General features: G+C 40.9%; 8 protein-coding genes. 5 read left to right on the top strand and 3 right to left on the bottom strand.

Going from position 1 to position 13,840, the window contains the following annotated elements:
- Positions 1 to 87 precede the first annotated feature (87 nt).
- The 3 genes from MST17_RS04080 to yccS all read right to left on the bottom strand — a co-directional run bounded on the left by MST17_RS04080 (position 88) and on the right by yccS (position 5,793).
- Positions 88 to 2,790 carry a sulfite reductase flavoprotein subunit alpha gene (locus MST17_RS04080; protein ID WP_180025831.1) on the bottom strand — a complete coding sequence of 901 codons (2,703 nt, stop codon included), beginning with the start codon at positions 2,788 to 2,790 and terminating at the stop codon, positions 88 to 90.
- 188 nt (positions 2,791 to 2,978) lie between these two features.
- Positions 2,979 to 3,539 carry a YcxB family protein gene (locus MST17_RS04085; protein WP_078191438.1) on the bottom strand — a complete coding sequence of 187 codons (561 nt, stop codon included), beginning with the start codon at positions 3,537 to 3,539 and terminating at the stop codon, positions 2,979 to 2,981.
- An 85-nt stretch (positions 3,540 to 3,624) separates the two neighbouring features.
- Positions 3,625 to 5,793 carry a YccS family putative transporter gene (gene yccS, locus MST17_RS04090; RefSeq protein ID WP_180025830.1) on the bottom strand — a complete coding sequence of 723 codons (2,169 nt, stop codon included), beginning with the start codon at positions 5,791 to 5,793 and terminating at the stop codon, positions 3,625 to 3,627.
- A 135-nt stretch (positions 5,794 to 5,928) separates the two neighbouring features.
- Here yccS and MST17_RS04095 point away from each other — a divergent pair, with 135 nt between their 5' ends.
- The 5 genes from MST17_RS04095 to MST17_RS04115 all read left to right on the top strand — a co-directional run bounded on the left by MST17_RS04095 (position 5,929) and on the right by MST17_RS04115 (position 13,754).
- A complete protein-coding gene (locus tag MST17_RS04095) occupies positions 5,929 to 7,131 on the top strand; it encodes a multidrug effflux MFS transporter (RefSeq protein WP_180025829.1) in 1,203 nt (400 codons plus the stop codon).
- Positions 7,132 to 7,774: 643 nt separating this feature from the next.
- On the top strand, positions 7,775 to 9,109 hold the full coding sequence (locus MST17_RS04100; RefSeq protein ID WP_180025828.1) for a DcaP family trimeric outer membrane transporter: 1,335 nt from the start codon (positions 7,775 to 7,777) through the stop codon (positions 9,107 to 9,109).
- 632 nt (positions 9,110 to 9,741) lie between these two features.
- The gene (gene gltS, locus MST17_RS04105) at positions 9,742 to 10,983 is read left to right on the top strand and encodes a sodium/glutamate symporter (RefSeq protein ID WP_180025827.1); all 1,242 of its coding nucleotides are present in this window, start codon (positions 9,742 to 9,744) and stop codon (positions 10,981 to 10,983) included.
- Positions 10,984 to 11,042: 59 nt separating this feature from the next.
- On the top strand, positions 11,043 to 12,518 hold the full coding sequence (locus MST17_RS04110; protein WP_180025826.1) for a sodium:alanine symporter family protein: 1,476 nt from the start codon (positions 11,043 to 11,045) through the stop codon (positions 12,516 to 12,518).
- Between the two features lie 243 nt (positions 12,519 to 12,761).
- On the top strand, positions 12,762 to 13,754 hold the full coding sequence (locus tag MST17_RS04115) for a patatin-like phospholipase family protein (RefSeq protein WP_180025825.1): 993 nt from the start codon (positions 12,762 to 12,764) through the stop codon (positions 13,752 to 13,754).
- Positions 13,755 to 13,840: the final 86 nt, after the last annotated feature.

Genomic DNA, 13,840 nt, shown 5'->3' on the forward strand with positions numbered 1-13,840 from the left:
TATCCGTATTTGGCCTAAGTATAGCGAAAAAAAAACCAGACACGAGGTCTGGTTTTGAGTTGGGGCTATTGATTAGTAAACATCTTATTAGTAAACATCACGACGGTAACGTCCAGCTTGACGCAGTTCAGCAACAACATCTTCATCTAATATATCAATCAGTGCGTAGTCAACGTCCGTTGCCATACCGTTGATACTACCGCAAACGTAGATCACGGCACCTTGTTCTACCCATGATTTTAGTAAGGTCGCATGGTCACGTAGCTCATGATGCACATAGCGTTTCTCCGCTTGATCACGAGAGAAGGTGAGGTCTATGCGTTGAACTAAGCCTGTGTTTTGCCATGCTTCAATGATGTCTTGATAGAAGAAATCATGTGCGCGTTGACGCTCACCAAAAATCAGCCAGTTTTGCGTATAGTCTTGACGAACGCGTGCATGTAAAAGACTGAGTAAACCTGCAATACCTGTACCGTTACCAATACAAATCACAGGACGATTATCTGCAATCAGATGGAATGATTCATTGGTACGAATACGCAGTTGTAGTGTGCTGTTGATCGCTGCATGTTGTGTTAACCAACCAGAGCCTAAACCAAGCTCACCATCCGCATTGGACTGCTGACGTACCACTAAGCGTAATACTTGCTGACTTGGAATACTGGCAATGGAGTATTCACGAGTTGGAAGCGGTGGAAGCTGTTCGAGCAAATGATCAAGATTGGCAAATGGTTCAACATCCGTATTTAGGTTACGATCCCATAATGCATCTTCAATGCGTTGCTGAGTAGAATCAACCACTTGCTGACTTTGAATTTGGTGCTTTTGCATGAAGTTTGCAATACGTTCAGCACTATTACCTGGTTGAATCTCTGCAATATCACCCGCTTGCCAATTGGCTTCATGTTGCGGTTTTAACTCAATATTAAATGCAGGTGCACCTAAACTGTTCGGGTTGAGTAAATCACGTTTGGTCAATGTCCATGCATCAAAAGTTTTTTCAATTTGCATGTGCTGAAGTTCAAGTTTAGTCGCTTTGGCTAAAGCGCTATTCCATGCTTGAATGGCTTGGGTGTCGCCATTATTGACTTCAATCGTGTCAAACAGGGGCTTCGCAGCATTGCTTTGCATCCAGCGATGAATCGCATGACCAAAGCTACAGAAAGTATCAGGATATTCTTCTGAACCTAAAGCTAATACGGCAAACTGAACATGACTCAAATCGAGGTTTTGTGTCATCAGTTTACGTTCAAAGCTTGAAGCAAGGTCAGGTGCTTCGCCAGTGCCATAGGTACTTGCAACAAATAAAACCTGACAGGCTTGCGTTAAGTCATCAGCAGAAAGTTGCTGAACAGCTTTCACTGTGACAGGCTGACGAGCCTCTTGTAAGCTTGTTGCTGTACGCCATGCCAATTGTTCAGACAGACCTGTTTGTGATGCATAGCAAATTAACCAAGGCTGTGCATTTGGATCGATGGCAACTGGTGCTAAGCTTTGACGGGCTTGCTGTGTGAGTTTTTTCTGTTTACGACGTTTGAGATAGAGCATCCATCCTGTGACAAAGAACAGCGGCATCATGAGGGATGCAATAACCACAAAGAACTGATAAATCGGTCCGAAGAAACTACCACGATGCACAGGTAACATGCTGGTCATGATTTTTTCATTCAACTTTTTATCTTCGTATAAATCGATATCGGTGAGTGCATCCGTTTGGTAGTTATAAGTCGCTTTGTTGCGCGCACGCTCATGTTGAGGGACGGCATCTACAAAGTTAATTTCTAATTCACCATTGGCTTTTTTCGGAATATTAAAAGTGACACTTGAGTATTCACGACCAATATTTTGATTAAAGCCATTCCAACTTTGCGTAAGGGCAATATTCACTTGTTCAGGTTTTAGACCACGTTTTTCTCCGCGACCTTCAGCACCATGTTTATTTTCTTGAGCGCCGTGTTCAGAGGGACCTGACGTTGCAGGATTTCTTTCAGAACGTGCTTGGTGTTCACCACGAGTTTGTTCTGCCTCAGTGGGTGGTTTTTCACCACTTTGCTTTTCACCCGCCTGTTCAGCAGGTTGCCCATTCGGTTTTGGACCTTCTTGTAATTGCGGCTGTGGACGTTCAACGCCCATGACTTTAAACATGCCATTACGCCACCAGTCATAAGACCAATACAAACCTGTACATGCCAAAATGAGGTAGAAAATAATCACCCATGTGCCGACGACTGCATGTAGATCCCATAGGAAATTACGTCCTTTGAGCTTTGGTTTTACTGCAAGCCATTGTTTTACTGAATGTCTTTTTGGCCAGCGCAGATATAAACCACTCAATACAAAATAAATCAGCATGAGTGTACATGCGCCGGTAATTTGTTTACCTACAGGGCCAACAGTTAAATTACGGTGAAGTTGTTGTACAAACTGGAAGAATTTTTGACCTTTGATTTCAGGTAAAACTTCGGCTGTATAGGGGTTAACCATCATGTTATAGCCACGACGAGCACCTTCTTTGACAATATTCACGGTACTTGAGGCGGTAGCATCTGAGGCAATAGAGATGCTGTTAATTTTCATGTCAGGAAAAGACTGACTAAAGTGCTGATAAAGCTCAGCAGGGGTTAGTTTGGGCTGCTGTTGAGCCTGAACCACATAACTGTCCTGATTGATTGCTTTAAGTATTTGCTGTTCATAGGAATAAATGGCACCTGTAACCCCCATGAGCGAGAGTATTAAGCCGGCACTAATCCCCAAGAACCAGTGAATCTGGAAAAGGGTTTTCTTAAACATGATGGATTTAATATTGATAAAAGGTTGCTGAATTGCGACGAATTATAAACGATGATGTAGTAGAGAATGTGGAAAAAGTAAGTAATATTCATTCTCATTATTGTAATTATCAATGATTATTCGAAAATTAAACTGATAAAAAAACCTCCAAAAAACGGAGGTTTTTTATACATAAATGTCTGTTTGGCTTAAATAGCTTTAGCAGGGCCTACAGTTTCATTTAAGTGTTTACGAATGGTCGAAAATGGAAACTTCTTGCTATCCATACGTTTAGGCAAGATGTATGCACCGTCTTGACCCTTCACTTTAAAGTTTAAAAGGATGAAGTCTTTAGTGTCATACCATTCATGAATGTCTTTCCAACCGACAGTCATCGTCCCCATGTTTGCGCCCATACGTTGCTGCATAGAGATCCCATGCGGCTGAACACCCATACGAATGCCTTTAATTTCTTGTACAGGGACTTCATTCAGTTTGCGTTTCGCATACCATTCGATACCGAATTTACGCACAAGGAAGTAAATCACAACACAGACAATAGCTACCCAGCAAAATACTGTTGAATAGTTCTTAATAAAGATGAGGCCCAAGAGTGCCAGTGCAAGAATTGCACCCATAATTAGCCATGCTTTTTTGCCAATTTTGAAGTTACTGCGAGACAGAACAAGTTGAGCATAACGTTGTTCTTCTTCAGAAATTTCATAAGCCACTGGCTCTAGCGTGTAGGCATATAAATTTTTTGCGGTCATAGTGAAAGTAACAGATTTAAAACTGTAAAAAGTTTAGCATTATTTATACCAATTCAGTGAGTATATTGTTCCAAAATCATCCAAATTATAGTGAAGCCAGTTCCGTCGATGCCTGATCATGCTCATGACTTAGATTTTGTTTCAATTGGCTAAATTGGTTCAACACGTTAAACATCAAAGAAAGCTGTTGTAGCACAATCAAGGATTTTTGATCTTCCTCACTGTTTTGTGACAAACGCTGGCGGATTTCTTGCAACATATTTTGCGCCGTTAAGTCCGGCACTTCGTCACGCAGCAATGCACCTTGAATGTCATCTGTGGCTTTATCCAATAAGGTTAAGACCTGTTGGTCTTGAATTTTTTCACGATGCGCACCTAAGGCCGCGATATAACTAATAAAGGTGTGATTGAGACACAAAAACTCAAAGGCTAAAGCTTTTTGAGTCGGATCGGTATCGGGTTCGGTGGCTAAGGTGGAAATCAGTGATGCTACTTCTGCATCGGTATTATGTGCTGCACGACGGACCACACGATAATTCAAGCCGTTATTACGACCAGATTTGTATTGTTCAACCACTTCGGCCAAATAATCACACTGCGCTTGAATCGAACGGCTGATGGTTCGAGGCAGGCGACGGAACTTCCAGTCTGGGAAAATGAAACTCACACCAAACCATGCCAAGGCACAACCAATCAGTGTATCAATCATACGCGGCATAGCTGCGGCAAAACCCATGCCATCTAAGTTAAAGTTGATCAGCGCCAAAATGGTAATAAATGCAGTAGCTTGTGCATATTGCTTACTGCGTAATTCAAAAAACAGTACGCCACTTAAAATGAGCAGTAATAACTGACCTTCGACAGAAGGGACAAAATATAAAATTGCATAACCTAAAATAATCCCGACCAAGGTGCCAATGATACGTAAATAGAGGCGGCGCTTGGTGGCGTTAAAGTTCGGCTGGCTGACAAACAGGGCAGTCAATAAAATCCAATAGCCATAACTGATATTGGTGACTTGGACAAAAATATAACCAATAAATAACACGGTCGACAAACGCACAGCATGACGGAACAGCACCGACTCAGGACTCAAATGTTGTTTGAATCGAATGACGATGTCATCCCAACCTTTTAAATCATCATCTTTTAAACGATTTTCAATCAGGGCTTGTCGGTCAATATAACGCTCAGTTTCGACGTTGCGTAATTGTGCATCGATGCCTTTTAGGTTTTGGTATAAAGCAAATAAAGAGTTGATCCAAACTTCATCGTATTTTTGCTCTTCACGCAGCTTTTCGAGTGACAATTTTAGATTGTGGAATGCATGCTTAAAACGTTGATTATGATGATAGGGTTTTCGCTGTAAGATGCTGATACTCAAATCTTTACAAGCTTTTCCTTGAATCGAGAGCACGCGTTGAAAGCGAAATAAAATATCACTATGTTCAAAAATACGGGTCAATTTTTGATAATCAATATGTGCGGAATCGGCACGTTCATGAATGTCTTGCGCTACAAAATAATATTGCAGGCTACGACGCGTATCTTTTTGTCCACGGTCACCTTTTAAACGAGTTAATAAGACCGTTTTCATATCGTTGAAAATGCCAATTAATTTGCCATTTTCTAGTGATAGCTCAATCAAACTTTGCTGGTAACTTTCCGGTGTCATATCGACATCAAACAAGTTAGATTTTGCAAATAAGAAGTCACCTAGAGACGAATAGCTTTGGGCCAATTTGTCCTGAACTTGACGCACAGGAAACAGCAGAAAGCTCAAAGTCGAAAGCAGTCCGTACCACATCGCACCGATGACCAATAAACCTGCTTGTGTATACCAATTTTCAAAAAGTTCAACCCCAAGCATGGAATACACGGAGATCACCAAACAGCCATAAGAAATGGTGGCGTAGCGACGACCCAATGAACCCAAAAGAATCCAACCGATACAAGACACAATCAGCCCCAAAGCAAATAAAATCGGATGCGGGAACAACAGATAAATGGATACCGCAGTAACAAAGAACCCAATATAAGTATAAATTTGATTGAGCACGCGGACTGAAAAGCGGTCATCGATATCACTTAGACCTGCGGCAACCACACCCAAGGTGAGGGGAATGGTCATCAATTGCTGATCTAAAAAATATGGGACAAAGGCTGTTCCTGCGAAGGCAATGACCATGCGCAAGTTATACATAAAGGTCGTGTTATAGGTTGCTTGTTTCAGTCGTGCGAGCCAGGCGTTCAAAATTTTTCCTTTGCTAAAGCGATGGGGCAGTAAGCAATGTGTATCGTGTGAATTTTCACATTGAAGCCAAGAAATAATACTATGTGCAGTGTAAACTTGTCTGCAAAACTTGCTTGCAATAAATGAATTATTCTTATGAAAAGCGTCGAATCACAAAAGGAATTTTCTCAACGCTGGATCGTCTTATTGGCGTTGCTGACTGCTTTGGGGCCACTTTCAATCGACATGTATTTGCCGGCTTTACCTCAAATGGCCGACGATTTTGGTGTGACAACGCAACAAGTGGCCAATAGTCTTCCAGCGTATTTCTTGGGTTTGGCGATTGGTCAGTTAATTTATGGGCCGGTCAGCGACCGCATTGGGCGTAAAACACCGCTATATTTCGGTTTGGTTTTATATATTTGTGCCAGTTTTCTGTGTGTCTTTGCCAACAGTGAATGGAGCTTGATCGCGGCTCGCGTTTTGCAAGCCTTGGGTGGCTGTGTTGGTGTGGTGATTGCCCGTGCAGCAATTCGTGATCGCTTAAGTATGCAAGCTTCTGCTCAAGCATTTGCCAGTATGATGATCGTGACAACAATTGCACCAATCATTGCACCTACTTTAGGCGCATGGGTTTTGCAGGTGTTTGAATGGCAATACATATTTGCGGTATTGGTACTTGTCGGTATTTTTTGTCTTTTCTGCGTACATTTTTTCTTTCAAGAAACCCTGCCTGTTGAGCGACGCTTAAAATTAAGTTTAAAGCAAGTCTTAGGTTTATATGGTGCGATTTTACAGGACGAAAGCTTCCGTAAACCGATGCTCACAGGTTGTTTCTCTGGCGCGATTTTATTTTGTTATATCAGTGGCTCATCTGCCATTTTGATGGATGGTTATGGTCTGAGCCAACAGCAATTTGCTTATGTATTTGGGGCGAATGCTTTAGGGATTATGGTGTTTTCGACCCTCAATAAGAAACTTGCCAATCGACTGGATGTTCGCCATCGTTTGCAATTGGGTAATGCACTTCAATTGTGTGGTGTGCTGATCTTATTGGCGGCGGGGCTATTTTATCTTTCATCTATCGTTGTTGTAATGTTGGGCATGTTCTTATGTGTTGCTTCAATCGGCTTCACTGGTCCAAATGCGATGGCATTGGCGATGTCTGAACAAGGCTCACGAGCTGGCACAGCCAGTGCAATCATGGGAAGTATGCAATTTGCCTGTGGTCTATTGGCCGGAGTGTTTTTGAACTTTTTAGTATGGTCAGCGCTAATCAATATGGCTCTGATTATGCTGTTATTTGTGGTTGTTGCAATGTTCACCATGCATAGTTTAAAAGCTTCAGCCATGGGTTGAACTAAATGCAGGTGATGACGTTTAGCAGGTCTGACTTAAACGTCGGTCATCAACGTACGTGTATTATTGATCAAATATCCGCGTCACTCATTATAAATGTTCATCATCCATAACTATGAATGATTGTGCTATTTTCCCATTGTGAGGTTAGTTTCTATTTTCTCGAAACTTATATCTAAACAATCATCCACTTGAAAATAAAAAGTGAAACAGTGGATCGCTGTTGTCCCACTCGAATGAAATAGAGCAACTGATAAATAAGTATTATTTGCATCAAACACAGTACTTTATGCTGAATCAATACATTGTGAATGTCTCTATCGGTAATATGTCGGATTTTATCATTTTTATGACATACCTATAGGGTATGGATATTTACCTTTAAGGTATGAGTAATGAGCTTTTTTGCCATCTGTATCGGCTAAGTCTGAATTTTAACTAAATATTTCAGTCTATTTTCAGTGATGGATTCAGCGTTTTTGCTTTTTGCTTTCAAGTATTTCGTTCTTGGGAGCTGCAAGTTGGGGTTTTAATGCGACTAAAGCACAGATAGGCAGCTTTAAATTTGTCCGCTCAAATAGGCGAATAACAAAGCGCCCAGAGTTAGGGCATACAACAATGACAGGACAATAGAGAGCTTAGGATGAAAACTCAAACTGTATTCCACCCAATTAAAACCCTTGTTGTTGCCATGAGTTTGGCAACGGTCTCAATGACTCATGCAGGCAGCAATACTTCTGAAATTGAACAATTACGTGCAGAAGTTGCAGAACTGAAAAGTTTAATTAAAGCGCAGCAGCAAGTTCAACAACAGCAACAAACAGAGATTCAGCAAGTTAAAGCGCGTCCTGTTGCACCACCACCGCCACCAGCTACTCCAGCTGCAAGCTTAAAATCTAAAACAGGTGCAGATGTAAGCCTTTACGGTTTTGTTCGTGGTGATGCAAACTACATCATTGAAGGTGCGGATAACGACTTCAACAACGTACATACCTCTAAAGAAGAAGCACGAGATAAACTTCGCGCAACTGCAAAAACCACACGTTTTGGTTTAGATTTTACAGCACCCGTCGGTGGTGATGATAAAGTGGGCGGTAAAATCGAGGTCGATTTCAATGGAAGTGGCGAAACTATTCGTCTACGTCATGGTTATTTAACCTTTAACAACTGGTTATTTGGTCAGACCACATCAAACTTCTTGTCTAGCCATGCACCAGAAATGATTGATTTTGCTACTAACGTGGGCGGTGGTACAACTCGTTTGCCACAAGTGCGTTACAACGTAAAACTTGCACCGCAAACACAATTATTTGTAGCTGCTGAAGAAGGTGATAGTAAAGCTCAAGCACTGACTACCAAAACAACGGGCACGCCTCCTGTAAGTAATACAACGTTTGAGGATTCAACAGTCAAATATAGCTTACCAGCGTTGACAGCTAAACTGACTCAAGGTTATGCGGATGGTAAGGGGAATGCATCTGCACGTGCGCTTGTGGAACATCATAAAGTTCAAGGCGGTAATGATGATGAATTAGGGTGGGGTTTGGCAGCTGGTACAACGTTTGATGTGACGAAACAGCTAAAAATTAATGGTGATGTATCTTATGTAGAAGGGAACAGCAACTATTTATATGGCTCAAATACCGCATATGTTGTTGATGCTAATGGGGATATTGAGCAGAATAAATTTACCGCAGTACAAATCGGTGCAACCTATAAGTTTAATGAAAAGTTGCGTTCAACTTTAGCTTATGGTGCATTATTTGCTGATGAAGATACAGATTATGCAAAAGCATTTAAAGATGTTGGAAATAACTCTGCAAACAAAGAAGTACAGCAAGCTTGGTTAAATGTGATTTATACACCAGTGAAACCAATTGATTTAGGTGTTGAATATGTGAATGGTAAACGTGAAGCGTTTACAGGGAAAACATATAAAGATAACCGCGTTGGCTTAATGGCTAAATATAGCTTCTAAGCTCAAATTCCGATTCTAATCGATCAAAAAAGCCTGACTCAGTTCAGGCTTTTTTTGTTTAAAAAGGGGACATATCAATGTAAATGAACCCACAGCACTAAGTAGATGGATTCACTAAATCGCCTGAGTCATGATGTCGTACTGGTTAAAGCAGTCGTTGAATCACGTACAGTGTATAGATCACGCTTAAATGTTTAATATTTTATATAGATAAAAAATACGAATGCATTTAAATAAAAACAATTGGATATAACTTTAAATTATAGAAAAATTAACTTTTTGTAATAAAAAGTACTGAAATTTTATTTTTCAGGCTGCATAATGTGCGACTTTTCAGAAATAGTGCGAAACAGTACAGACATACACAATGTTCTGTCATTGAATTTGCTTCATTTGAGGCTGTTTCTCAATTTAAAACTTTTAGCGATTTGTTAGTCATTTTGAGTTAATTTTTAAAGCTCAGACTTACTTATTTGAATCAGATGATGAATATTTTTCAAACTCTTTAGCTTGAGTCGTTGAATTGCATTATTGATTTGAAATTACAAAATGTAGTTGTATTTCAGACCATAAAGGCAGCTAATGCTGATAGAAGAGCTTTAAAAATATTCAAATAATTTTGGACAAATTATATGGAATTTAGTTTTAACGCGTTTTATACCTTAATCGCAGCGGTAATTGTGCTTTTGTTGGGACGATTTCTTGTTAATCGTATTGGATTTTTAGGTCGATACAACATTCCAGAGCCTGTTGCCGGTGGTTTAGTTGCCGCGATTATTTCTTTGGTGGTGCACAGTCTTTGGGGCTATAGCATTACAACGAGTAGTGAATTACAAACGAGTTTCATGCTGATTTTCTTCGCTTCTATTGGCTTAAGTGCAAACTTTGCCAAATTAAAAGAGGGAGGAATCGGCTTGGTCATCTTTATAGTCGCTGTTGCTTCATTCATCATAGTGCAGAACCTCGTAGGTATCAGTCTTGCGACGGTGCTAGGTATTGACCCTCTGATTGGCTTGATTGCAGGTTCTATTACCCTTACTGGTGGTCATGGTACTGCAGGCGCATGGGGTGAAATTTTAGAAGTTCAACATGGCATTCAAGGTGCATTAGCCTTAGGTATGGCAAGTGCGACATTTGGTTTGATTATTGGCGGCATTATCGGTGGTCCACTGGCTAAGCTATTAATTAACCGCTATCAACTTGCAACGCCACGTACTCATGAACAAATTGAAAAAAGTGATAACACTCCTTTAGCAGATATTAATTCAACAGAATATGTGCCGTTTGAATATCCGCATCGAGTTCGTCTCATTACAGCAGATAATGCGATTACCACATTAGGTTTATTTGCAGGGTGTTTAGCATTTGCGGACTTCATGACAGGTTTTAGTAAAGGTACTGTATTTGAATTACCGACATTTGTTTGGGCACTGGCTGGTGGTGTAATTTTGCGAAATGTACTGGAAGGTATTTTCCGTATACAAATTTTCGACCGCGCTATCGATGTATTTGGTAATGCATCTCTATCTTTGTATTTGGCGATGGCATTGTTGTCATTAAAGTTATGGCAATTATCCGATCTCGCTGGCCCACTTGTAGTCATTTTGGGTGCACAAACGCTGACGATGGCTTTGTATGCTGCTTTTGTGACTTTCCGTGTCATGGGTAAAAACTATGATGCTGCTGTTTTATCAGCAGGTCACTGTGGTTTTGGTATGGGTGCAACGCCGACGGCTGTGGCAAATATGCAAGCGGTTACAAATATGTATGGCCCTTCACATAAGGCATTTTTAATTGTACCGCTATGTGGTGCATTCTTTGTTGACTTAATTAATGCGACGGTTATTCAGTTAATTCTCAAATTTTTCGCTTAATTCTACAAAGGCTCTAAATTAGAGCCTTTGTTTTTGTATTCGCATTTTAGGTATTGATTATGGATGAACAATTAAATGCAACTCTCATGGGCTGGGTCAAAGTTTTTAATGATCCACTTTGGGATTTCTTAGTCGTATTTTTAGTGGCGGTTGGTATTTTTTATACCTTAATCACTGGTGCAGTTCAGATTCGTCTATTTTTTCATAGTATTAAAGTGATGAAATCTAGCCGTAAAGAAGGCGATGATGAACATGGGATTACACCATTCCAAGCCTTTGTGACAGGGTTAGCCAGTCGTGTCGGTGTAGGTAACGTTGCAGGTGTTGCAATTGCGATTGCGATTGGTGGGCCTGGTGCGGTGTTCTGGATGTGGTTTACCGCATTTTTAGGCATGAGTTCAGCATTTGTGGAATCTTCACTTGCACAGCTCTTTAAAGTGCGTGATACGCAAAATCAGCAATTCCGTGGTGGACCAGCGTATTACATTACACAAGGTTTAAAGCAAAAGTGGTTGGGTGTGGTTTTTGCCATCGCGCTGATTTCAACCTATGGTTTTGTCTTTAATGCGGTGCAAGCCAATGCGATTACAGGTGCGACCTCACATGCGTGGGGCTGGGATAAAGCCAACATCATTTTAGACTTAGGTGGTTTCGGTTTTGAAATCTCTTGGGTGGGCTTATTCTTGGTGCTCATAACTGCGCTGATTATTTTTGGCGGGATTAAACGGATCGCCAAAGTTGCAGAAAGATTTGTGCCCTTTATGGCTTTGCTTTATCTCGCAGTTGCTTTCTATGTTGCATTTGCTAACTTTGCGATTCTCCCAGATATTTTCCAGTTAATTTTCAGTAAAGCCTTTGAATTTGATGCAGCAGCAGGTGGTTTTTTCGGTGCCATGGTTTCTATGGCAATGATGCAAGGGATTAAACGTGGTTTATTCTCGAATGAAGCGGGTATGGGCTCTGCACCCAATGCTGCGGCAGCATCAGACGTTAAACACCCAGTCAATCAAGGCTTAGTTCAAATGCTCGGTGTATTTGTCGACACATTTGTGGTGTGTACCTGTACGGCCATCATTATTTTGGCGTCCGGTTTGTATGAAAATGCAGGCTTTGAAGGCGTTGCTTTGACGCAAATGGCGCTTGAGAGTCAGATTGGTGCTTGGGGAGATGACTTCCTTGCCATTATCTTGTTCTTATTCGCTTATTCTTCAGTAATCGGTAACTATGCTTATGCTGAAGGTAATGTGCAGTTTATCAATAACAATCCTAAGGTCATGTTTGTATTCCGCGTATTCGTCCTCATGATGGTGTACTTTGGTTCAATCATGAGTGTGCCTCTGATTTGGAACTTAGCAGACCTCTTCATGGGCGTAATGGCGAGTATTAACCTCTTTGCGATTTTATTGCTGACGCCATTCTTATTGATGCTGATGAAAGACTACACCTCACAGTTAAAACGGGGTGTAAAAGAGCCTGTGTTTAAAATGGATGAACATCCAAAATATAAGGATCGCGTTAATTCCGATATTTGGTAAAGTCAAAAATTAACTTTAAAAAGCTCCGTTGTCGGGGCTTTTTTTTGCTAGACAATGTTTTGGATCTTGAGGTGGAAATTCTGCTAGACATTGAAATTTTGACAGCCAATGACTTTCTAGGTTGTATGTCAATATAATGTGCATCGGTCATAGGCATTAACGAATAATAACAGTGACGTGAATGCGGACTGATTAGACTACTTTTTCTCTTCAAATATCGAGTTGCATTTGGAATATCTCTCAATGAAAAGCATAACTGTTTTGATGACTGCATTCGCAATCAGCCTTGTAGGTTGTCAAAGTGTGGGCTCAAAAACGGTCAGCGCTGAAACAACCGCACAAATTCGGACTTATACAGCAGCACCTGCACAGGTGGCGAATAACCGCATTGACTTTAAAAAAGTGAAAAAGCAGGAAAAGCGTCCGATTGTTGCTTTGGTTTTAGGGAGTGGTGGGGCACGTGGTTATGCACACATTGGCGCCATTCAGATACTTGAACAGCAGGGAATACACCCAGATTTCATTGTTGGAACCAGTGCGGGTAGCATTGTGGGTTCAATCTATGCATCAGGTAAAAGTGCCAATGAGTTAAGAGATATCGCCTTAAATATGAAAGCCAATGATGTTCGAGAAATACGCTTGGACAAAAAAGGCTTTTTTGACGGTAAAAAAGTTGAAGATTATATTAATGAGCAAGTTGATGACGTGCCTTTAGAGTTGCTAAAAACCCCAATGTATGTGGTGGCAACCGAGTTAAAGGATGGCAAAAAAGTTGTGTTCAACTATGGCAATACGGGGCAGGCTGTTCGTGCTTCGGTGTCGATTCCGAGCATGTTTATTCCAACGATTATTGAAGACACAGAATATGTCGATGGTGGCTTGGTCAGCCCTGTTCCTGTGGACGTTGCACGCGATTTAGGGGCGGATATTATTATTGCGGTGGATATTTTGGCACGACCGATTCATACCGAAACGTCGAATGTTTGGGGCTTGTTTAACCAAAATATCAATATTATGCAAAATCGTTTAGCTCAAGAAGAACTCAAGCGAGCAGACATTGTGATTCAACCTGATTTACGTGAAAAAGCACATATATTTGATGTAAAAGGTCGTGAAGCGACGATGCTTGCAGGTGAAGAGGCAACCTTAGAAAAACTTGGAGAGATTTCTCGGGTTTATGCTGAACATCAATATAGCAAGGGACATCATATTCCTTATTTAGCAGCCAAAGACTAGGTTGGTACGATCCGTAAATTGACATGCATCCTGTTCACCTAGCAGGGTGCATTTTTATTTCAGCTAAGCATTTTAATTTTTGCTCT

Source organism: Acinetobacter sp. YH16056_T (assembly GCF_024605895.1).
Classification (GTDB): domain Bacteria; phylum Pseudomonadota; class Gammaproteobacteria; order Pseudomonadales; family Moraxellaceae; genus Acinetobacter; species Acinetobacter amyesii.